The 21,316-nt window shown below is 72.3% G+C and carries 20 protein-coding genes, 1 tRNA gene, 1 pseudogene and 1 riboswitch; of the genes and pseudogenes, 6 read left to right on the forward strand and 16 right to left on the reverse strand.

Translation table 11 applies throughout. From position 1 onward, the window contains the following. The first annotated feature begins 69 nt into the window (after positions 1–69). Together ACFYW9_RS26275 and ACFYW9_RS26280 are read left to right on the forward strand one after the other, a co-directional pair. The gene (locus tag ACFYW9_RS26275) at positions 70–381 is read left to right on the forward strand and encodes a hypothetical protein (protein WP_389154988.1); all 312 of its coding nucleotides are present in this window, start codon (positions 70–72) and stop codon (positions 379–381) included. A 91-nt stretch (positions 382–472) separates the two neighbouring features. Beyond that, positions 473–707 (forward strand): annotated as a pseudogene (locus ACFYW9_RS26280) (hypothetical protein); the annotation flags it as partial. Between the two features lie 127 nt (positions 708–834). On the opposite strand, the gene ACFYW9_RS26285 reads toward ACFYW9_RS26280, so the two are convergent. From ACFYW9_RS26285 to ACFYW9_RS26350, 14 genes are all read right to left on the reverse strand, one after another. Next, positions 835–908 (reverse strand) — tRNA-Pro (locus ACFYW9_RS26285). A gap of 57 nt (positions 909–965) precedes the next feature. Continuing rightward, complete coding sequence (locus tag ACFYW9_RS26290; protein ID WP_389155250.1) at positions 966–2,384, reverse strand: MFS transporter; 1,419 nt, start codon at positions 2,382–2,384, stop codon at positions 966–968. 151 nt (positions 2,385–2,535) lie between these two features. Then, positions 2,536–2,895: an MmcQ/YjbR family DNA-binding protein gene (locus ACFYW9_RS26295; RefSeq protein WP_389154991.1), complete on the reverse strand. Its 360-nt coding sequence runs from the start codon at positions 2,893–2,895 to the stop codon at positions 2,536–2,538. Positions 2,896–3,034: 139 nt separating this feature from the next. Then, complete coding sequence (locus tag ACFYW9_RS26300) at positions 3,035–3,568, reverse strand: GNAT family N-acetyltransferase (RefSeq protein WP_389155253.1); 534 nt, start codon at positions 3,566–3,568, stop codon at positions 3,035–3,037. After that, positions 3,568–4,143 (reverse strand): helix-turn-helix domain-containing protein, encoded by a 576-nt coding sequence (locus tag ACFYW9_RS26305; RefSeq protein WP_389154994.1) that lies wholly within the window; start codon positions 4,141–4,143, stop codon positions 3,568–3,570. Before ACFYW9_RS26305 ends, ACFYW9_RS26300 begins: the two co-directional genes overlap by 1 nt. 41 nt (positions 4,144–4,184) lie before the next feature. Further along, a complete protein-coding gene (locus ACFYW9_RS26310) occupies positions 4,185–5,090 on the reverse strand; it encodes a LysR family transcriptional regulator (protein WP_328672776.1) in 906 nt (301 codons plus the stop codon). Between the two features lie 79 nt (positions 5,091–5,169). Then, positions 5,170–6,363: a glycine C-acetyltransferase gene (locus ACFYW9_RS26315; RefSeq protein WP_351870668.1), complete on the reverse strand. Its 1,194-nt coding sequence runs from the start codon at positions 6,361–6,363 to the stop codon at positions 5,170–5,172. Between the two features lie 18 nt (positions 6,364–6,381). After that, positions 6,382–7,410: an L-threonine 3-dehydrogenase gene (gene tdh, locus ACFYW9_RS26320; protein WP_351870535.1), complete on the reverse strand. Its 1,029-nt coding sequence runs from the start codon at positions 7,408–7,410 to the stop codon at positions 6,382–6,384. 374 nt (positions 7,411–7,784) lie between these two features. Further along, on the reverse strand, positions 7,785–8,369 hold the full coding sequence (locus ACFYW9_RS26325) for a GAF domain-containing protein (RefSeq protein WP_389154999.1): 585 nt from the start codon (positions 8,367–8,369) through the stop codon (positions 7,785–7,787). Further along, on the reverse strand, positions 8,366–8,965 hold the full coding sequence (locus tag ACFYW9_RS26330; protein WP_389155002.1) for an ATP/GTP-binding protein: 600 nt from the start codon (positions 8,963–8,965) through the stop codon (positions 8,366–8,368). Before ACFYW9_RS26330 ends, ACFYW9_RS26325 begins: the two co-directional genes overlap by 4 nt. After that, positions 8,943–9,314: a DUF742 domain-containing protein gene (locus ACFYW9_RS26335; RefSeq protein WP_351870672.1), complete on the reverse strand. Its 372-nt coding sequence runs from the start codon at positions 9,312–9,314 to the stop codon at positions 8,943–8,945. The genes ACFYW9_RS26330 and ACFYW9_RS26335 overlap by 23 nt, the downstream gene beginning before the upstream one ends. A gap of 2 nt (positions 9,315–9,316) precedes the next feature. Beyond that, on the reverse strand, positions 9,317–9,751 hold the full coding sequence (locus tag ACFYW9_RS26340) for a roadblock/LC7 domain-containing protein (RefSeq protein ID WP_351870540.1): 435 nt from the start codon (positions 9,749–9,751) through the stop codon (positions 9,317–9,319). A 65-nt stretch (positions 9,752–9,816) separates the two neighbouring features. Then, positions 9,817–11,946, reverse strand: a complete 2,130-nt coding sequence (locus tag ACFYW9_RS26345; RefSeq protein WP_389155006.1) for an ATP-binding protein — start codon at positions 11,944–11,946, stop codon at positions 9,817–9,819. Between the two features lie 346 nt (positions 11,947–12,292). Beyond that, complete coding sequence (locus ACFYW9_RS26350; protein WP_389155009.1) at positions 12,293–13,510, reverse strand: MBL fold metallo-hydrolase; 1,218 nt, start codon at positions 13,508–13,510, stop codon at positions 12,293–12,295. Between the two features lie 408 nt (positions 13,511–13,918). Between ACFYW9_RS26350 and ACFYW9_RS26355 the strand changes: the two genes are divergently transcribed. The 3 genes from ACFYW9_RS26355 to ACFYW9_RS26365 all read left to right on the forward strand — a co-directional run bounded on the left by ACFYW9_RS26355 (position 13,919) and on the right by ACFYW9_RS26365 (position 17,483). After that, a complete protein-coding gene (locus tag ACFYW9_RS26355) occupies positions 13,919–15,538 on the forward strand; it encodes a 5-guanidino-2-oxopentanoate decarboxylase (RefSeq protein ID WP_351870550.1) in 1,620 nt (539 codons plus the stop codon). After that, a complete protein-coding gene (locus ACFYW9_RS26360) occupies positions 15,535–16,719 on the forward strand; it encodes a Glu/Leu/Phe/Val dehydrogenase dimerization domain-containing protein (protein WP_389155014.1) in 1,185 nt (394 codons plus the stop codon). The genes ACFYW9_RS26355 and ACFYW9_RS26360 overlap by 4 nt, the downstream gene beginning before the upstream one ends. A gap of 143 nt (positions 16,720–16,862) precedes the next feature. After that, entirely contained in the window at positions 16,863–17,483 is a 621-nt protein-coding gene (locus ACFYW9_RS26365) for a TetR family transcriptional regulator C-terminal domain-containing protein (protein WP_351870556.1), read from the forward strand. 222 nt (positions 17,484–17,705) lie between these two features. Here the strand turns inward: ACFYW9_RS26365 and ACFYW9_RS26370 are convergent, their stop codons facing one another. Further along, positions 17,706–18,491 (reverse strand): SGNH/GDSL hydrolase family protein, encoded by a 786-nt coding sequence (locus ACFYW9_RS26370; protein ID WP_351870674.1) that lies wholly within the window; start codon positions 18,489–18,491, stop codon positions 17,706–17,708. A gap of 271 nt (positions 18,492–18,762) precedes the next feature. Next, positions 18,763–19,695 carry a peptidoglycan DD-metalloendopeptidase family protein gene (locus ACFYW9_RS26375; protein WP_389155018.1) on the reverse strand — a complete coding sequence of 311 codons (933 nt, stop codon included), beginning with the start codon at positions 19,693–19,695 and terminating at the stop codon, positions 18,763–18,765. Positions 19,696–19,699: 4 nt separating this feature from the next. Beyond that, positions 19,700–19,861: riboswitch (cyclic di-AMP (ydaO/yuaA leader) on the reverse strand. A gap of 641 nt (positions 19,862–20,502) precedes the next feature. Here ACFYW9_RS26375 and ACFYW9_RS26380 point away from each other — a divergent pair. Beyond that, on the forward strand, positions 20,503–21,300 hold the full coding sequence (locus ACFYW9_RS26380; RefSeq protein WP_389155021.1) for a tyrosine-protein phosphatase: 798 nt from the start codon (positions 20,503–20,505) through the stop codon (positions 21,298–21,300). Positions 21,301–21,316 lie beyond the last annotated feature (16 nt).

Here is a 21,316-nt window from a genome sequence, read left to right on the forward strand (position 1 = left end):
CCTGCATCATCACGAACGAGAGGGGTACTTGCGTGTCACACCACACCCGCGCGAGGAAATGAGGACGTCGTGAGCGAGCCCCGCCCGCAAGGCCCCGGGACCGGTGAGGGGCCGATGCCGAAGCCCATCCCGAAGGACCTGCCCGATCAGCAGGCCGCACCCGGCGAAGACCCCTTGGACGTCGTCGGCGAACCCGGACAGTTGGCCCAGAGCCACCGGACCGGCGCGGAGCCCAGCCGCGCGGAAGGCGAAGCCGGGGACTCGGAGAAGCCCGGCACAGAGGTCCCCGACACGGACGAGGCGGGCACCAGCCCCAGGGGTGCCCCGCACTCCGGCGGCCCCCGCCCCGAGCACCCGGTGCCGGACGAGCCGACGGACTGACACCCTCGCGCTCCGCGGGCGCTCGGGCGGGTGACGCGGGGGCAGCGAGGCCCGCGACCGCCGCGAAACCGGCGCCGGAAGGGAAGTCACGATGGGTGTGCGAACGTGGATCGCCGAGTGGCCCGTCTACCGTCGCTCACCGGCCCCAACCTGCTGGGGAGCGTGGCAGCGCCGCCGTGTCACCCCGCACGAAGCGGCTGAGGCCCCACACCGACACCGCCGAGCGGGTGGTGCAGTCGGTCTGCCCCTACTGCACGGTCGGCTGCGGCCAGCAGATCTACGTCAAGGACGACAAGGTAGTCCAGATCGAGGGCAACCCCGCCTCAGCCGAGCCCGATCGTCGTGACCCGCTGACCTCGGTCAAGTACGCCGGTCCCCAACTGGTCCCCAAAAATGATCGAGGGCCGGTTTCGGACACCTCCGAAACCGGCCCTCTTTCACGACTGTCTCCAGTCGGGACGACAGGATTTGAACCTGCGACCCCTTGACCCCCAGTCAAGTGCGCTACCAAGCTGCGCCACGTCCCGATACCCGTCTGACCTGGGATTTCCCCTGGCTGGACGTGCACGGAAACAATACCGCACTCACGCCGGTGGTCGCGCACCCGTTTTGTGCGGGCCGGGCGGCCGGAGGGCCCCTTCGCGCGGTGCGGCGGTGGTGTCCGGCGACCGGGGCGCGGGGCCGTCGACCCGTACCAGGCCTCGCACCGCGGGCACCGAGAGCAGGGCCGCACAGACGACGAGGGACATGACGCCCGCCACGAGCAGGACGTTGTCGGCGCCGAGGGCCGCGGCGGCGGGCCCCGCGAGCGCCTGACCGACGGGCATCATCGCCAGGGAGCCCGCGACGTCGTAGGCGTGGATGCGGTTGAGGACGTCGGGGGCGACCTGCGTCTGCACACTGGTCGCCCACATCACGCCCCAGAACGAGGTGCCCGCTCCGGCGATCATCGCGCACGCCGAGACGGCCGCCACGCCGAACCCCGCCCCTACGGACGCGGGGAAGCAGGCGAAGGCCAGGAGGGCGAGGGAACCGGCGCGCAGCATGCGGCGCGGACGCAGGCGCAGGGCGATAAGCCCGCCGACGACCGTGCCCGCGCCGAGGGCGGAGTTGATCAGGCCGTAGGCGCGCGGGCCGTGCGCGCGCACCACCTCGGTGGCCACCAGGGGGACGGTCGGACCCCAGACGGAGATCATGTAGACGCACCAGATGACGATGACGGCCCACATCCACGTACGGGATCTGAACTCCCGCCATCCTTCGGCGAGGTCGGCCCTGAAGCCGCCGCCGTGGGTCCTGCTCGCGGGGGCGGCCGCGGGCAGGCGGAGCAGCAGCAGGCACAGGGCGCTCAGTGCGAAGGTGCCGGCGTGGGCCACGAAGACCCCTCCGGCGGAGGCGAACGCGACCAGCAGACCCGCCAGGGCGGGGCCGGCGAGCTGGGCGGCGGACTCGGCGATCCGGATGGCGCCGTTGGCTCCCTGGATGTCGGAGGCCAGACGTGGAACGGTGCTGGCGACGCCGGGCTGGAAGACGGCGCCGGCCACGCCGTTGACCGCGCCGATCACACAGACCTGCCAGAGGACCACATGGCCGGCGAAGAAGAGGGCGGCGGCGATCGACTGGGCCACGAGCCGCACGAGGTCGGCGCCGATCATCAGTCTTCGGGTGCTGAACCGGTCGGCGATCACTCCGCCGAAGATCACCAGTCCGGCGAAGGGGGCGGCCGAGGCGGCCATGGCGAGGCCGACGGCGCCGACTCCGTATCCGTACCGCAGCAGTCCCGCGGCGAGCGCGACGGGCAGCATGGTCTCGCCGAGCCGGGCGAGGGCCCGCGCGACGAAGAACAGGGCGAAGTCCCGCGACCAGACGGGCCGGGGCCGCCGGTCGCCGAGGAGGCCGGTGGCCCCGGCCCGGGACCGGAGCGAGCCCGCGGCCGAGCCTCCGTCCGAGCCCGTCGCTCCGGACCGCTTCCCGTTCCGCGGCTCCTCGCCCGATGACGTCATGGCCATCCCGCCCGTGCCCCTCCCCCTGGCCCGACGGCTCCCCCACGAAGCCGCCCGTCCCGCACTTCGTTCCCGATTCCGGATCGCGTCCGTCGGCGGATCACTCCCGATTCGGATCATGCCACGGGGCACCGCGGGCGCAGAGGCCGTTTCAGTCGGCGGACGGCAGGCCCAACTCGGGGTGGGCGTCGATGAGTCGGGGCGGGGCCGCCTGGCGCCAGGAGTCGGCGAGGATGGCGTGGAGTTCGTCGTCGTCCTCCAGGGCGTCGAGCCTGGCCCGGACCCAGGCGAAGCCGGCCTCGTGGCCGGCGATCCAGAACTTCCCCGGCTCGGCCAGGACCAGTTCGTCGCGCTCCTCCTTCGGACAGCGCACGGCGATGGAGGTCTCCGCCTCGGGCAGGGTGGCGAACATCTTTCCCGCGACCCTGAACGTGGGCATGCTCCAGGCGGTCTTCTCCGTCGTGTCCGGCAGGGAAAGGGCGATACGGCGTACGTCGTCTGCATCCGGCATGAGACGCACGGTAGTCAGTGCCACTGACATCGACGCGGTGAAGCACGACGTCAGCGGTGGACCGGGCGGCGCCACCCCAGAACCGGCGGTCCCGCTCCACGAGGTGACGGGCCGGTGCCCCGCCGGGGTCCGGAGCCCGTCAGGCGCCGTCGGCGGGCGCTCCCAGCCGCTTGTAGAAGATGGTCGTCGGATGGAGTTCGCCCGACGGCGTCGCCGCGTAGTCCGGTATCGCCCCGAGCCGGGTCCAGCCCGCCGACAGGTACAGCGACTCGGCGGGGCTTCCGGTCTCGGTGTCGAGATGGAGCAGGGTGATGCCCTCGGCCGCCGCCGCCGTCTCCGCGGTCGCCAGGAGCGTCCGGCCCACACCCTGACCGCGGCCGTCCCGGTGGACCATCAGCTTGACGAGTTCGGCGCGATGGCGGCTGTTGGACTTGCCCGGGAAGGCGAGGGCGACGGTGCCGAGCAGCCGGCCGCCGACGTGGGCCGCCCAGACCGCGTGGTGCCCGGCCGAGACCGCGTCCGCGCGCTCGCGCCACCAGGCGACGGCCTCCGCGCGACCGAGCGGCGCGAGGAATCCGACCGAGGCGCCGCCGTCCACGGTGTCGGTGAGCAGGACCGCCAACTCATCGGCTTCGTCACGGAGTTCGGCCGCGGTGAGGCGTGCGACGGTGATCACGGCAGCACCACCGCCAGCGCGTACCGCGCGTCCTCGGGGCCGGGGCAGCGAAAGCGTGTCGGCCCCCAGACGCGCAGCCGGAGGCAGTCACCGGCGCCGAGGTGGTGCTCGGTGTCCTGCGCGGTCACGTCGAGCCGTCCGTCGAGGACCCAGATGTGCTGCTCCAGGCCGGGCACGGGAGGCCTGTCGTACGCGATGTCCGCGTCGGCCGCGAGCCGTCCCTCGACCAGTTCGCCCCTCAGCCCCGAGTGCGGTGGCGACACCGAGCGCCGGACGAATCCGGAGGCCTGGTCCGTCCAGACCCTCTGGTCGGCGGCGCGGACCAGGAGCGCCGATTCCCGTTCGACCTCGCTGAGCAGGTGCGACATGGTGCGCCCGTACACATGGCAGAGGCGGTTCAGGAGGGAGGCCGTGGGGCTGATCTCGGCGCGCTCCGCACGGGAGAGGGTCGACCTGCTGATCCCGCTGCGCTCCGCCAGCTCGCCCAGGGTCCAGCCCCGTTCGGCCCTCAGCTCGGCCAGTCGCGCCCCGAGCCGGACGTCGACGGCGGCGGCATCGCCTTCGTTTCCCATATCCGGGATGCTATCCCACATGCGGGAAGCGGTCGACGGGGTCAGTCGACCGTCGCCGCTCGCGTCAGCGCCTCCAGGACGGGGCGGATCAGCGGATGGCCCTCGGCGCCGCGGCGTACGGCGGCGAAGACGCGACGGGTGGGGGCGACCCCGTCCACGGGGCGCACGACGACGCCCGTGAGCTCCATGCCGCGCAGGGCGGAGCGGGGGACGAGCGCCACGCCCGCGTCGGCGGAGGCCAGGGCGACGACGGCGCGGAAGTCGTCGGAGGAGTGTTCGAGCCTCGGCTGGAACCCGGCGTTCTCGCAGGCCAGGACGACCACGTCGTGGCAGGGGTTGCCGGGGTACGGGCCGATCCAGGGGTCCTTGGCCAGCTCGGCGAGGGGCACCTCCTCGGCGTCGGCCAGCCGGTGGGTGACGGGGACGACCGCGTCGAAGGGTTCGGCGTAGAGCGGGACGTGCGTCAGGCGCGGGTCGTCGGCGTCCGGGGCGCCGCGGTACTCGACGGCCACCGCGATGTCGACCTGCCGGTCGAGCACCATCGGCAGGCTGGCGTCGCCCTCGGCGTCCTGGACGCGGACGAGGATGCCGGGCGAGGTGACGGCGAGGCGGGCCAGGGCGGGGGCCACGACCAGGCCGATGCCGGTCGCGAAGGAGGCCACGGTGACCGTACCGGCGGAGCCCGAGCTGTATGCCGCCAACTCGGCCTCGGCGCGCTCCAGTTGAGCCAGCACGGCGTTGGTGTGACCGAGCAGGATCTCGCCGGCGGGGGTCAGCCGTACGCCCTTGGCGCCGCGCTCGACGAGCCGGTGGCCCGTCTCCTGCTCCAGGGCGGTCAGCTGCTGCGAGACCGCCGAGGGCGTGAGATACAGCGCGGCGGCCGCCGCCGTCACCGTGCGGTGGTCGGCCACCGCACGGAGGATGTGGAGCCGCCGCGCTTCGATCATGCGACCGATTCTCTCAGGTCACACGCCCTTTCCGGCCATCGGACCGGTGTGCGCCCCCGGCTCGGGGGCGCGTCCGCCCTCAGGCGTCGAGTTCGGCCCGCGCGGCCACGAAGGCGTCCACGGCCCGGTTCACGTCCTCGGTGGAGTGCCCCGCGGACAGCTGGACACGGATACGGGCCTGCCCCTGAGGGACGACCGGGTACGAGAAGCCGATCACGTACACGCCGCGCTCCAGGAGCAGCTCCGCCATCCGGCCGGCGACGGAGGCGTCGCCGATCATGACGGGGGCGATCGCGTGGTCGCCGGGGAGGATGTCGAAGCCCTCCTCGGTCATCCGGGAGCGGAACAGCGCGGTGTTCTCCGCGAGCCGGACGCGCAGGTCGTCGGCGGACTCCAGCAGGTCGATGACCTTCAGGGAGGCCGCGGCGATCACCGGGGCGAGCGTGTTCGAGAAGAGGTACGGGCGGGACCGCTGGCGCAGCAGGGCGACGATCTCGGCGCGGGCGGCGACGTAGCCGCCGGAGGCGCCGCCGAGGGCCTTGCCCAGGGTGCCGGTGATGATGTCGACGCGGTCCATGACCCCGTGCAGCTCGGGGGTGCCCCGGCCGCCGGGACCGACGAAGCCCACGGCGTGCGAGTCGTCGACCATGACCATCGCGTCGTAGCGGTCGGCGAGGTCGCAGATCTCCTGGAGCGGGGCGAGATAGCCGTCCATCGAGAAGACGCCGTCGGTGACGATCAGCCTCCGGCGCGCGCCGGAGGCCTCCTTGAGCTGGGCCTCCAGATCGGCCATGTCGCGGTTGGCGTACCGGAAGCGGCGCGCCTTGGACAGCCGGATGCCGTCGATGATCGAGGCGTGGTTGAGGGCGTCGGAGATGACCGCGTCCTCGGCGCCGAGGAGGGTCTCGAAGACACCGCCGTTGGCGTCGAAGCAGGAGGAGTAGAGGATCGTGTCCTCCTGGCCGAGGAACGCGGACAGCCGCGCCTCCAGCTCCTTGTGCACCTCCTGCGTACCGCAGATGAAGCGCACGGAGGCCATGCCGTAGCCCCAGCGGTCGAGCGCCGCGTGGGCGGCGGCGACGACCTCGGGGTGGTCGGCCAGGCCGAGGTAGTTGTTCGCGCAGAAGTTGAGGACCTCACCGGGGCGGCCGCCCGCGGTGACGTTCACGGTCGCGGACTGCGGGGTGCCGATGACCCGCTCGGGCTTGTGCAGCCCGGCGGCGCGGATCTCGTCGAGGGTGGTGCGCAGGTCGTCACGGACGGAGTCGAACATCATCAGTTCCTTAAGTCCTCAGAGGGTCCAGTCGAGAATGACCTTGCCGCCGCGGCCGCCTGCCGCGTCGTCGAACGCCGCCTCGTAGTCCCGGAAGCCGTAGCGGCCGGTGATCACGGGCATGAGGTCGAGGCCGCTCTCCAGGAGGACCGACATCGCGTACCAGGTCTCGAACATCTCCCGGCCGTAGATGCCCTTGATCGTGATCATGGAGGTGACGATCCGGGCCCAGTCGACCGGGAACTCCGCGGACGGCAGACCCAGCATGGCGATCCGTCCGCCGTGGGTCATGTTGGCGATCATGTCGCGCATGGCCTCGGGGCGGCCGGACATCTCCAGGCCGATGTCGAAGCCCTCGCGCAGGCCGAGGGTGCGCTGTCCGTCGGCGATGGTCGAGCCCGCGACGTTGAGGGCGAGGCTGACGCCGATCTTGCGGGCCAGTTCCAGGCGCTCCTCGCTGACGTCGGTGATGACGACGTTGCGGGCGCCCGCGTGGCGGGCCACGGCGGCGGCCATCAGGCCGATCGGTCCGGCGCCGGTGATCAGGACGTCCTCGCCGACCAGCGGGAAGGACAGCGCGGTGTGGACGGCGTTGCCGAACGGGTCGAAGATCGCGGCGACGTCGAGGTCGACCGGGACGCGGTGCACCCACACGTTGGTGGCGGGCAGCACGACGTACTCGGCGAACGCGCCGTCACGGCCGACGCCCAGGCCGACGGTGGCACGGCAGAGGTGACGGCGTCCGGCGAGACAGTTGCGGCACTTGCCGCAGACCAGGTGGCCCTCCCCGCTGACGCGGTCGCCGACGTTGATGTCGCTGACGTCGCGGCCGGTCTCGACGACCTCGCCGACGAACTCGTGGCCGAGCACGAGGGGCGTCGTGATGGTCTGCTGCGCCCAGCCGTCCCAGTTGCGGATGTGCAGGTCGGTGCCGCAGATCCCGGTCCTGAGAACCTTGATCAGTACGTCACCGGGGCCGGCCTGCGGCTCCGGGACGTCCTTGAGCCAGAGTCCGGGCTCCGCCTTCTCCTTGACCAGCGCCTTCACTCGTACGGCTCCTGTGCGTGAGGTCCCGGGAAAGGGCACGCCGAAGCGGACCCGCACCGGGGAGAGGGGTGAATTCACCCAGGAATCTGCCGTACGACGGCGCCCTGGGTCCATCGAGGATTTCTTAAGCGCGGCCCCAGCTTTCCTTCACGCCCGCGTTCTCCCGGCCCGTCCGAGGGCCGGTCGCCGGGCCGCCGGAGCGGCGCGGGGCGAGGAGGCGAAGTGGGGGACGGTGACATCAGGCATGACTACGTGGACATGCGTCACCCCCGTTCTATGGGGGCTCATCACATACATCAGGGATGGGTCCCGGCATACGTCACAGGATGGGTCCCGGACCGCCGACAAGGCCGGACCCGCGCCCCGGCGCGTCGTCAGATCCCGTGGGCCTCGTCCCGCCGTTCGAGCTGCCCGGCCAGTTCGGCCGCCATCGCCTTGATCGTCTCCAGGCCCGCCCTTCCCCAGGGGCGCGGCTCGATGTCCACGACACAGATGGTGCCGAGGGCGATGCCGCTGCGGTCGAGCAGCGGGGCACCGAGGTAGGAGCGCACACCGAACTCGTCGACGACCGGGTTTCCGGCGAAGCGCGGGTAGTCGCAGACGTCCTCCAGGACGAGCGCCTTGCGGCGCACCACCACATGGGGGCAGAAGCCGTGGTCCCGGGCCATGTAGCGGCCCGGTTCGAGCTCGCTGCCGTCCACGCCGGCCATGAGCCGCGCGCCCCTGGCGCCGTCCGGGGTGTGCAGACCCGCGAAGAACTGCTGTCGCTCGTCGATGAAGTTGACCATCGAGTACGGCGCCGCGGCGACCCGCGCGAGATGGTCCGCGAAGGCGTCGAAGGCGGGCTCGGGGCGCTCCCCGAGGCCCAGCCTGCGCAGCCGCCGCACCCGGGCCGGGGCGTCCTTGTCCTGCGGTGTCAGCAGCAGACGCCCGGCCGGCCGGGGCGGGTCGTGGCTCATGTACGGGCTCCATGGCTCGAGGTGTGGGCGGGCGCGTGGGCCAGGAGGTGCCGGACCAGGGTGAGCAGGGTCTGCACCCCGGAGCTGGAGATCCGGGCGTCGCAGCAGACGACGGGGATCTCGGGGTCGAGGTCGATGGCCGCGCGCACCTCGGCCGGGTCGTAGCGGTACGAGCCGTCGAACTCGTTGACGGCGACGATGAACGCGAGACCGCGCTGTTCGAAGAAGTCGACGGCCGCGAAGCAGTCCTCCAGGCGCCGGGTGTCGGCGAGGATCACCGCCCCGAGCGCGCCGTCGGAGAGCTCGTCCCACATGAACCAGAACCGCTCCTGCCCGGGGGTGCCGAACAGATAGAGGACATGTTCCGGATCCAGGGTTATGCGGCCGAAGTCCATCGCGACGGTCGTCTCGACCTTGTTCTCGATCCCGTCGAGCCGGTCGGTCGAGGCGCTGACCGTGGTGAGCAGCTCCTCCGTACTGAGCGGCGCGATCTCGCTCACCGCGCCGACGAACGTCGTCTTGCCGACCCCGAACCCTCCCGCCACCAAGATCTTGAGCGCGGTGGGGAACAGGTCAGAGCTGTCGTCGTAATCCATCGAGCACTGCCTCCAGAAGGGACCGGTCAGTGGGGTTGTGGTGGAACCGAGGGGGCTTGGTGGTCAGCGCCCCGCAGTCGACGAGGTCCGACAGCAGCACCTTGGTGACCGCCGCCGGCAGCTTCAGATGGGCGGCGACCTCCGCGACCGAGACGGGTGCCCGGCAGCGTTCGAGCGCCTGGCAGTGCTCGGGGCCGAGGTAGCCGAGGGGTGTGGCTCCGGTGGCCATGACCTGGGAGAGGAGGTCGAGCGCGGTGCTCGGCCGGGTCCGGCCGTCGCTGACGGTGTAGGGGCGCACCAGGCGTCCCGCCGCGTCATCGAGCCAGGGCCCGTCACCGGCCGCGGCCACGTTCAAGACCTCATCGCGGAGGGTTCGACGGCCTGCCGCCGGGGCGCGGTGACCAGATAGGGGCGGACGCTCTTGACGAGCATCGCCATCTCGTAGCCGAGGACGGCCGCGTCGGCCTCGCGGCCCGCGAGCACGGCGAGACAGGTGCCGGAGCCGGCCGTGGAGACGAACAGCAGGGTCGAGTCGAGTTCGACCACGACCTGGCGCACCTCGCCGCCGTCCCCGAACCGCACACCCGCACTGCGTCCGAGGGCGTAGAGACCGCAGGCGAGCGCCGCCATGTGGTCGGCGCTGTCCGGGTCGAGGCCGTGGACCGACTTCACGAGCCCGTCGCTGGAGAGCAGTACCGCGCTCGTGGTGTGGGGTACGCGCTGGACAAGGCCGCTCATCAGCCAGTCGAGATCGGATACGTGACCGGTCGGCGCATCGCTCGCCATGGGGGATCGACTCCTTGAGGTACGAAGGTCTGAGGGAGCGGTGGGAGTGGGTGCTGTGGGGGTGGTCATCCGGCCGGTGCGCTCCCGTCGTGCCGGGTGGCGCGGTCGCGGGTGGTGCGGTCGTGGCCGGACGCGAGGTCGTGGGCTCCTTGCGGTGCCGGCGCGTGCGTCGCACGCGCCCTGCCCGGGTGAGCCTCCGCCGGTGTGTCGCCCTCCAGGGGTACGTCCAGGGGGTCGCGGCCGTCGGCGGTGGTGCCCGGGGGCGGGTCCGCGCCGTCCCCGGGCGGTTCCTCCAGGCGCGCCCGGTCCGGGAAGACGGCCGGGGCGGCCGGCCACGTCGGTGACGGAGTCCGGGACGGTTCCGGCCGTTCCCGGTCCGCCGGCTCCACGTGGGCGGCCTCCGCGAGCCCGATCCCGCGCTGGAACGCCGCCATGAGACCCGGGTCGTGCCCGACGAGGCGGTCCGTGTCCGGGCGGGGCGCCTGCCCTTCGCGCAACTGCGGGGCGAGGTGTTCCTGGGCGCGCCGCTTGGGCAGGCCGGGCTTGCCCATGGTGCCGCGGACGACGCCGGTGCGCGGTGTGGGCGGCACGGCCGCGTTCTCCGCGGCGGTGAGCCGGTCCTCGGGGCGGATGCCGGGTACGGCCTCGGCCGGGTTGGGCCGCTCCGCACGGGCGCCGCGCACCGGGAGCGGCTTGGCACCGCGCCCCCCGTCCGGCGCGTCCACGCCACGCGGCGGTGTCCGTTCCCCTCGTACGGGCTCGGGCAAGGACCCTGGTGACGGCTCACGTGACAACTCCCGTGACGGCTCACGTGACGGCTCACGTGACGACAGCCGTGGCGCCACGGGGGCCGCCGGGCGGGCGGCGGGCAGCACCGGGACCTGTGCCGGCGGCGTGTGCGCGGACCCCGGGCCGAGGGCCGGCCGGTGCCGCCCGTCCGTCCCGTTCGGCGGCGCCTGTACCGCGCCCGCGTCCTCGACGGCGTCCGGCACCGAGCCCAACAGGCCCTGCGGGACCACGAGTACGGCCTGGACACCGCCGTAGATGTTGTTCTGGAGCCGTACGTGGATGCCGTGCCGGCGGGCGAGCTGCGAGACCACGAACAGGCCGATGCGCCCGTCCTGGAGCAGGCCGGCGACATTCACCTGGTCGGGATCGGCGAGCAGGGCGTTCATCCGGTCCTGTTCGGCCGCCTGCATGCCGAGTCCGCGGTCCTCCACCTCGATGGCCAGTCCCGAGGTGACGAGGTCGACGCGCAGCAGCACCTGGGTGTGCGGGGCGGAGAACAAGGTGGCGTTCTCGACGAGTTCGGCGAGCAGGTGGATGACGTCGGCGACCGCGTGGCCGCGCAGGGTGCCGTCGATCGGGGGCACCAGCTTGACCCGCGAGTACTGCTCGACCTCGGCGATCGCGGAGCGCAGCACCTCGGTCATGGAGACGGGGTTGCTCCACTGCCGGCGCGAGACGGCGCCGCCGAGCACGGCCAGGTTCTCGGCGTGACGCCGGATGCGGGTGGCCAGATGGTCGACGTGGAAGAGCCCTTTGAGGAGGTCCGGGTCCTCGATCTCGTTCTCCAGCTCGTCGAGAATGGAGATCTCGCGGTGCACGAGGGACTGGAGGCGCCGGGCCAGATTGACGAACACCTCGACCTTCTGGTCGTCGCCCGTCCGGCTGGAGAGCTGCGCGGCCTGCACGACGGCCGCGACGGCGCCCTCATGGGCACGGGAGAGGTCGGCGGCGAGCAGCTCGAAGTCGTCGGCGTCCGCGGGCGGGCGGCGGCGCTTCCTGCGCGCGGGCGGGTCCTCGCCGCGGCGCAGTCCCTCGACGACGTCGCGCAGTTCGGTCTCGGTGCGGGCGCTCGTGCGACGCAGGGCTCCTATGCGTTCCCGTACGGACGCGGCGGCGCGGTCGGCGGCCACGGCGGCGATCAGGATGCCGGACAGGGCCACGCCGACCGCTCCGGCGAGGACGGCCCACAGGACGGGGCCGGGGCGGGCGCCGGTGGAGCGGACGGTGAACAGGACGGCGGCGCACGCGCTCAATGCCACGGCGGTCGGCGGCAGGACCGCGAGGCGCAGCAACTGGGGCCGCAGGTGCGTCTCGGGCGGCGCGAGGCTGGCGCGGGCGGCCGGTCGGCCGTGCCGGCCGCCCTCACGGCGGTCTGCGCGTGCGGCCGGTGCGCGGAGGTGAGACATCGGCGTCCTCGTACTGGATGCGTCGGGGGCGTGGAGCTCCCGCGGTTCCGCGACTCGGGCGTGCCCCGTCGCGGTGCCGGTCGAGAGAGCCGCAAAAATCGGCCCTGCGTCGCCCGTCGGCAACTGACAGTAGTCGCCAACGCATCAGGTGCGGTGGGCTGTTGACAAAGTCCCCTGGGTAGCGTCCCGCTCTGGTATGAGGCGTCGCACGGCTGACCGATAACCCCGTCGGACACACGTTCGCGCCTGGCTCCGGATCCGATCAGAGCTGGTCGGAAGCGGTCGCAAGCAAACAGCGAGGGCCGGGGAGCATGGTGCTCCCCGGCCCTCGCCGCAGATCGGTGGATCAGCCCGCGGACACCGTTTCGGGCTCTCCGGTTCCTTCCGCCGAGCCGTCGGCGATGTCACCCGGCGTATCGGTGACGGTCTCCTCGACGACCGGCCAGCCGCCCTTCGGCACACGCGCCGCACCACGCCACCACGGCTCGGAGGGGACGGTCCCGGCGGTCGGCTCGAAGGGTTCTCCGGGGCGGGGCAGCGCGACGCTCGCCCCGGCCGCGCGCGCGGCGGCCAGCGTGCCCTCGCCCGGGTCGCTCCAGGCATGGGTCGAGAGGTTGAACGTCCCCCAGTGGATCGGCAGCATCACGCCGGAGGGCCGCCCGCCCTGGAGGTCCAGGTGGGAGCGCATCCCCTCCTGGGGCGTCATGTGGATGTCGGGCCAGAAGTCGCTGTACGCGCCGATTTGGATCATCGTGGCGTCGAACGGGCCGTGGGCGGCGCCGATGTCCTTGAAGCCCTGGAAGTACCCGGTGTCGCCGCTGTGGTAGATCCGGTGCTCGTCGCCCTCGGCGACCCAGGAGGCCCAGAGGGTGTGCTGGGTGTTGCGCAGGCCGCGCCCGCAGAAATGGCGCGCGGGCGTCGCCGTCAGGGTGATCCCGCCGACCCTGGTCGACTCGTGCCAGTCCAGCTCGCGGATCCGGTCGGCCGGGACGCCCCAGTGCTCCAGATGGGCACCGACGCCGAGCGGCACGGCGAACACCGTGTCCGTGCCGCCCAGCGCCTTGATCGTGGGCATGTCCAGGTGGTCGTAGTGGTCGTGCGAGATCACCACGACGTCGACCGTGCCGAGCGCGGCGAGCGGCAGGGGAACCGGGTGCAGCCGCTTGGGGCCGGCGAAGGCGAACGGGGAACAGCGCTCTCCCCAGACCGGGTCGAACAGCACGCGGTGGCCGTCGATCTCGGCGAGGACGCTGGAGTGCCCCATCCAGGTGAGCCGCAGCCCGGTCGCGGCGGGCCTGGCCAGGTCGGCGAGCGTCGTCGCGTGCACCGGCACGGTCCCGACCGGGGAGCGGTGGGCGCGCTCCTCGCTGCGGAAGTAGACCTTCGCGAACTCCACCATCGAGCCGTCGGGGCGGGTTCGGGCGGTCTCCGGGTTCTGGAAGACCCCGTCCGCGAAGTTCGGCGAATTGCGGATGCGGCGCATGCGCGCACCAGCCGGATCCGCGCCGAAGGCGGCGGGCCGCAGCGCGCGGAGCCCGGAGCTCAGGGTACGGAAACCGGTCACGGATACCTCCAGATGGAGTCGGTCAGGCTTTCATTATGGTCGTCGCCTCTGACAGCGCCGGGTCACCCCGGTCACAACGCGTCGTCCGTGGCCCCGGGTCCGTATCTGCTCAACCCCGCCGCACCCCCGCTTCTTCCGCTCCGGCGGGGCCTTTCCCGGCGCCGCCGTTCCCCCGGCGCCGACCGGGCCCTCGCACGCGGTCGTCGCGGTGTCTCCCGGCGCCGTCGATCCCGTGCGTTGACATGACCCGGCACTCGTTTCGATACTGACTCACGATTCAGTAGACAGGTTCTCGTACCCATGGCGCGAGGACCGCGCCGGCCCGTCCACGTCTGGAGACACCGTGTCCGACCTCCCCGCCGAAACGGCCACGGCCGAGGCCGCCCCGTACGTCGTGCGGAGCCTGTGATGGGTGAGACGCTCACCGGCGGCGAAGCCCTCGTCCGGGCCCTGTCCGCGCACGCCGTGACCCGGGCCTTCGGCATTCCCGGCACGCACAACCTGGAGATCCACCGCCACCTGTCCGCGTACGGCGTCCGGCACGTCCTGACGCGCCACGAACAGGGCGCCGGATACGCCGCCGACGGCTACGCGCGCGCGACCGGGCGCCCCGGTGTCGTGATCACCACGAGCGGACCCGCCCTGCTGAACGCGGCGGCGGCCGTCGGCCAGGCCTACTCGGACAGCGTGCCGCTGCTCGTCGTCTCCCCGGGGATGCCCCTGCGCCACCCCCGGCTCGCGACCGGCCTGCTGCACGAGACGCGCAGTCAGACGGAGGCCCTACGGGGCGTGGCCGCGTTCAGCCACCGCGTGTCCTCGGTCGCCGAGATCGACGCGGCGGTGGCCCGCGCCTTCACCCTGTTCCGTACCGGCCGGCCGCGCCCCGCGCACATCGAGATCCCCCTCGATCTGCTGGAGACCGCCGAGGAGACAGGCCCCGTACGCGTCACTCCTCCCGTCGTCCCCCTCGCCCCGGCGCCCCTCGCCGTGGAGCGGGCCGCCGGGGCGCTGCGCGAGGCCCGCCGTCCGGCGCTCGTGCTCGGCGGCGGAGCGCGCGGCGCGGCCGTCCCGGTCCTGGCCCTCGCCGAGAGGCTCGGCGCTCCTGTCCTGACCACGGCCAACGGCAAGGGGATCGTCCCGGAGACCCATCCGCTGGCCGTCGGCGTGTCGCTGCACAGCCCCGCGGTCCGGAACTGGCTCGCGGAACGCGACGCCGTGCTCGCCGTGGGCACCGAACTCGCCGAGTCCGACTTCTGGTCCGCGCCGCCCGTCCTGAACGGCGCGCTGATCCGGGTGGACCTGGACCCGGACCAGATGTACGCGGGGCTCGCCGCGGACTTCGCCGTCGTCGGCGACGCGCGGCTCTCCCTGACGGCCCTGCTCGCCGCCGTCGGGCGACCCGGCGGCACCGACGGATACGCGCGCGTGCCCGTCGAGGACCCCGTCCGGCGGGCGGCGGCCCTGCGGGCCGCGCGGAACGCCGAGACCGCCGCACGCGACGCCCGCTGGATCCCCTACCTGCGGGCCGTCCGTTCCGTCCTCGCCGACGACGCCGTGATCACCTCGGACAGCGCCCGGTGCTGCTACTACGGAGCCCTCCCCCACCTCCCGCTCGGCCCCGCGGGCCGCTATCTTCACCCGACCGGCTACGGCACGCTCGGCTACGCTCTGCCCGCGGCGATCGGAGCCAAGGCGGCGTGCCCCGGCCGCGAGGTCGTGGCGCTCAGCGGCGACGGCGGCCTCCAGTTCACCGTGCAGGAACTGGCGACCGCGGTACAGCTCCGCCTCCCGCTGCCCGTCGTGGTGTTCGACAACGGCGGCTACGGAGAGATCCGCGACGAGATGGCCGCCCGGGGCGACACCCCCACGGCCGTCGACCTCGCTCCGGTCGACCTGCCCGCCCTGGCCCGCGCCTACGGAGGGCAGGGCACGCACGCGTACGGCCCGGACGAGCTGAGCGCCGCGCTCGCCGAGGCCCTGCGCACCCCCGGCCCCACCCTGATCGCCGTCCCCGAGGAGACCCCATGACCGCCGCCGCCCCCCTGATGACGCTCACCTGGACGGACCATGTCAGCGGCCGTCAGGGATTCCTCGTCGTCGACCGGCTCGTGCGGGGCGTCTCCAGCGGCGGTCTGCGGATGCGGCCCGGCTGCACGCTGGAGGAGGTCGCCGGACTCGCCCGCGGCATGACCATGAAAGAGGCCCTGCACTACAACCCCGAGGGCCGGTACATCCCGCTGGGCGGCGCCAAGGGCGGGATCGACTGCGATCCCCAGGACCCGGCGGCGTACGGCCTGCTGGTGCGCTATCTGCGCGCCATGCGTCCCTACATCGAGGCCTTCTGGACCACCGGTGAGGACCTCGGGCTCACCCAGGACCTGGTCGACCGGGCCGCCGCGGAGGCCGGCCTCGTCTCGTCCATCCAGGCCGTGTACCCGCTGCTCGACGACGAGGCGGCGGCCCGGAAGCGGCTCGCGGACGCCTTCGCGGTCGAGGTGGACGGCATCGGTCTCGACGAGCTGGTCGGCGGCTGCGGAGTCGCCGAGTCGGTGCTCGCCGCGCTGGACCGGGCCGGGACACCGTACGCGGGCACACGGGTCGCCGTGCAGGGGCTCGGCACCATGGGCGGGGCCACCGCGCGCTTCCTCGCGTGCGCGGGACTCAGGATCGTGGCCGTCGCCGACGTCAAGGGAACCATCGCGAACCCGGACGGCCTCGACGTCGAGGCACTGCTCGCGGCACGGGACGCCTACGGAACGGTCGACCGCGCGGTACTGCGCCCGGCAGACCGCGAACTCCCCGGTGACGCCTGGCTGTCCGCCGATGCCGAGGTCCTGGTGCCCGCCGCGGTCTCGTACGCGATCGACACGGCGAACCAGCGGGAGATCACGGCCCGTTGGATCGTCGAGGCTGCCAACATGCCCGTCCTCGCGGACGCGGAGGAACTGCTCGCCGCGCGCGGGATCACCGTCCTGCCCGACGTCGTGGTCAACTCCGGTACGAACGCCTGGTGGTGGTGGACCCTGTTCGGCGACATCGGCGCCGACGCGGACGAGGCGTTCGCCCACACCCGGCGCTCCATGCGCGCCCTGATCGACCGGACGCTCGCGCGCGCGGAGGCCGACGGCACGACCCCGCGGGCCGCCGCCCACGCCATCGTCACCGACCGGCTGCCGGTCATCGCGGAGCGGTTCGGCTGGTACCGCTGAGGAACGCGGCGCCGGGCCGGGGGCGGCGATTCCTGCCGCGAGGAGAGTTCACCGGCCGACGGCGGGCGCGGCCGGCCGGAGCCGGCCCGGACCCGCTCCGCTCCTGTCGGGGCTTCCGGCAAAGGGCTGTGTAGGGTTGCCGCGTGGCGAGAGTCCGGTTGAGCGTGGCGGAGCGGCGTGAGGAGTTGCTGCGCGCCGCCGTGGAACAGATCGAGGCGCGAGGCGTCGCGGCGGTACGGATCGCCGACGTGGCCTCGGCCCTCGGCGTGAGCAACGCGCTGGTGCTGTACCACTTCTCGACGAAGGAGAAGCTGGTCGCCGCCGCGTTCACCTACGCGGCCGAGGACGACCTCGCCCATCTGCGCAAGCTGCTCGGCCGCCGTACGACGGCGCTGCGACGCCTTCGGGCCGCCGTGCGGTGGTACGCCCCGACGGGCCAGGCCAAGGGCTGGCGCCTGTGGATCGAGGGCTGGGCGGTCGCCCTGCGGGAGCCCGCGCTGCGCGAGGTCACCCGTGATCTCGACCGGCAGTGGAAGGCCGCGATGACCGAGGTGATCGCGGAGGGCGTGGCCGCCGGCGAGTTCCGCTGCCCGGACCCCACGACCGCGGCCCTCAGGCTCACGGCGCTGCTGGACGGACTGGCGGTCCAGATGACGGCGTACTCCGGAGCGGTGTCACGGGCGCGGACCCAGGAATGGGCGGACGAGGCACTCGCCCGCGAACTGGGCCTGGAACGCGAGGCGTTGATGGCGGCGGTGCGCTAGCTGACACGGCGCCGGTCCCGTACCGGCCCCGTACCGCGCTTCGCCCGCTCCCCGGCGTGGACCGCCGGGCGGGTGGTCGTCCCGGATCCCGTCGGGAGCGGCCGGTACCCCTGATCCGCACCCGGCCCGGGGCGCCGCGGCCACCGGGACCGGGCCGGTCGGGCGCCCGGGTACCGGTCCCGACCGGCCCGGCCGGCCCTGCCGACCGGGCCGGCGCAGGTCTCAGGCGACCGACTCGATGCGCATCTTGATGTCGTCCGGGGAGAGGGCGCCCTTGGCCGCGACGTGATCGCCCGAGGACTCCCCGCGCAGCCGCCGTCCGATCCACGGGACGAGGTACTCGCGCGCCCACTGGATGTTGTCGCGGCGCACCTCCAGCGTGCCGCGCGGCGGGAGGGGCGGCCAGGGCTGGTCCGGGTCGGCCGGGACCTCCAGGCCGAGTACCTGTCCGGCACGGAGCGCCACCCGGGTGTGCCCCTCGGGAGAGAGGTGCAGCCGGTCGCCGTCCCAGGCCCGGCGGTCCTGGATCGTCTTCAGGGACCAGAGGTCGAGGACGGGACAGCCGTAGCGGTCCGCGATGGCACGCACATGCCCGTTGTAGGTGGCGATCTTGCCGCGCAGGTGCTTGAGCACGGGGACGCCACGCGTGTCGAAGCCGGTGGTCACCATGACGGTGCCGACGGCGGAGGTGAGGTCGACGATCGCGCGCTCGAAGCGTTCCGCGACCTCGTCGGGGTCGGTGCCGGGGCGGATGATGTCGTTGCCGCCTGCGCAGAACGAGACCAGGTCCGGGCCGAGTTCCTTGGCCCTCTGGAGCTGGGACTCGACGATCTGGTCGAGCAGTTTGCCGCGCACGGCGAGGTTGGTGTAGCCGAAATCGCCTTCGGGCCTGCGGTCCGCGAGAAGTACCGCGAACCGGTCCGCCCAGCCGACGAACGCTCCGTCGGGCCCAGGGTCGCCGACGCCCTCGGTGAAGCTGTCCCCCACCGCCACGTACGACCCGATCACTGATCTGTTGTCACTCTTCGAATCGTCTGCCACATGGAGCATGATTCACCTTTTGATGTGAGCTACGCGACCGTAGGGAAGGGTTGACGGCCGGTGAGATAAGCCACTCGCCAAGCATTGGTCAACTATGGAATAAGGCTCGCGTCAAGGATGTTGAAGCAGCGATCGCCCAGGGGCCGTTGCCGCGGGCACACCGAAGGCCGGACCCGGGGGATCGAGGGGTCCGGCCTTCGGAGATCTTCCTGCCGTCAGGAGCAGGAGGCTGGGGGGGTCAGCCCACGGCGACACCGTGCGAGCGCAGGTACGCGATCGGGTCGACGTCGGAGCCGTAGTCCGGCGTGGTGCGGATCTCGAAGTGCAGGTGCGGTCCGGTCACGTTGCCCGTGGCACCGGAGAGACCTATCTGCTGCCCCTCGGTGACGGTCTGCCCCGCCGAGACGGACAGCGACGACATGTGGGCGTACTGGGAGTACTTGCCGTCGGCGTGCTGGATGACGACCTGGTTGCCGTAGGCGCCGCCCCAGCCCGCGGAGACGACGGTGCCCGCGGCGATGGACTTGAGCGTGGTGCCGGTCGGGATCACGAAGTCCACGCCCGTGTGGTAACCGCTGGACCACATGCCGCCCGCCACCTTGTAACCCGTGCCGACGGAGCTGCTCGCGACCGGCAGGGTGTAGCCGGACGAGGTGCCGGTGGAAGGGGCGGCGGAAGGGGCGGTGGAAGGAGTGGCGGAAGCGGTGTCGGAGGGGGCCGTGTCGGCGGCCTGGGTCGCCTGACCGGCCTTCGCCGAGGTGGTCGTCCGGGCGGCCGAGTGCGTGGCCGAGTGCGTGGCGGCCTTCTTGCCGAGCGACAGCTCCAGACCGGGGTGGATCAGCGACGGGTCGCCGCCGATGGCGGAGCGGTTGTCGGCGTAGATCTTCTTCCAGCCGCCGCTGACGTTCTGCTCGTCGGCGATCTTCGAGAGGTAGTCGCCGGACCTCACCGCGTACGTCTTCGTCCCGGCGGCCTTGGCGGCCTTCTTCGCGGGAACGGCGGTCGCGGCCTTCTCGACATGGTGCGCGACGGCGGTGGCCGGGGTCGCGGCGTGGGCGCCGGTGGCTCCCATCAGGGGCAGCGCGAGTGCGGCGCCACCGGTTCCGGCCACGGCGATCGAGCGGGTGAAACGCAAGGACTTGGGACGGCGGTGCTTACCCTTCGCGGGCATGACGAATTCCTCTCCGGCGCCTGCGGGGTGAGCTGTCGGGTGCGGGCTGGAGATGCCCGGCCACGCTGCTGCGCGGCTGTACCCCTAGCCTGTTCCGGAAAAGAACCGGACCAGGCGCGGAACCTGTGGGTCCCCCGCTCCTGCCGTGTACGGGTGAGTGTGCGGATTCCGGGCGGCGGCAGGATTGGGCGTCCGTCCGGATTGAGGCAGAACGTAAGCGACATGAGAGCGCGTCGACAACTATGTGCGGTTTCTGTGCGCTCGCCTTTCTTGATCCATGCGGAAACCGCCGTCACCCTCCGTGGAGCGACGATCTTCCCGACCTCTCAACCCACCTGTAAATCCAGGCAGGTTGAGTAATGAGGACGGCAACGCATCGTCACGAATATGACGCTCCTCACGCGACTCGCCCCAGGGCGCCCTATTCCAGGGCTAGTTGTAACGAAGGCACCTATTCGGACAGAACAGACAGATGCTGCATGAGCGGATATCCGGTACATCCGGATCCCTGTACGGAATGACGCGCAAAACGACACCCCCTCATGCCCTGTTTCGCCTCGATTGCCCCATGGGATCGAGGCGGCCAGAAGCGCGCGACCGGTCCATCGCGGGATTCAAACACGCATTCGACATCAGATGTCACAATGCGTCGCTCCCAGGGCGTTCCGTCCGGAAGGCATCGGCTGTGGACAACTCATTGCCCGAGGAACCCATGTCGTATCGTCGGGAGCGCGAGCCGGTACAACTGCCGACGAGCGGCGCCGAGTCCAGCACGGCGACGCCGGCGGCCGAATGGGAGGAGCCCCCGTGACGCAGCAGGTCCCGTCGACCGAGCCCGAGCTCGGCGGAGTGCGCAACTTCCGCGACGTGGGCGGACTGCCCACCGCGGACGGCCGGCGAGTGCGTCATGGGCACCTGTTCCGCAGCGGCCACCTCGCCCACGCCACGGAGGAGGACGCCGCGTTCCTCGCCTCCCTGGGTCTCCACACGATCTTCGACTTCCGTAATGCCGCGGACCAGAAGCTGGAGGGCCCGGACGTCGAACTGCCGGGCGTGCGGAACGTGAACCTCCCGCTGAGCGACCCCGCGGACGGCAGCGAGTTCTGGAAGATGGTCCGCGACGGCGATCTCGACCAGCTGCGCGCGATCCTCGGCGACGGCAAGGCCGAGAACCGGATGATCAACTCCTACCGCACGATCGTCAGGGAGCGCACGGCCGAGCACTCCCAGGTGCTGCACGCCCTGGCCGACGACAGTGTGCCCGCGCTGATGCACTGCGCGGCGGGCAAGGACCGTGCCGGGCTGTCCATCGCGGTCACCCTGCTCGCCCTCGGCGTCGAGCGCGAGGCGATCGTGGCCGACTACCTGGAGTCGAACGCCGCGCACCGCCGTTACAAGGTGCACCGCAACGGCTCCTCGGCCGGTGCCTACTCCCCCGAGGTGATGGAACTGCTCAGCCCGCTGTTCGACGCGCGCGCCGCGTACCTGACGGCCGCCTTCGAGACGATCGAGGAGACCTGGGGCAGCGTCGAGGTCTATCTGGAGCAGGGCCTGGGACTGACGCCGGAGCTGCGGGAACGCCTGCGCGGGCGGCTCCTGGACTGAGCCGCCCGCCGGGACC

Origin of the sequence: Streptomyces sp. NPDC002698 (assembly GCF_042888945.1) — a bacterium.
Lineage (GTDB): Bacteria > Actinomycetota > Actinomycetes > Streptomycetales > Streptomycetaceae > Streptomyces.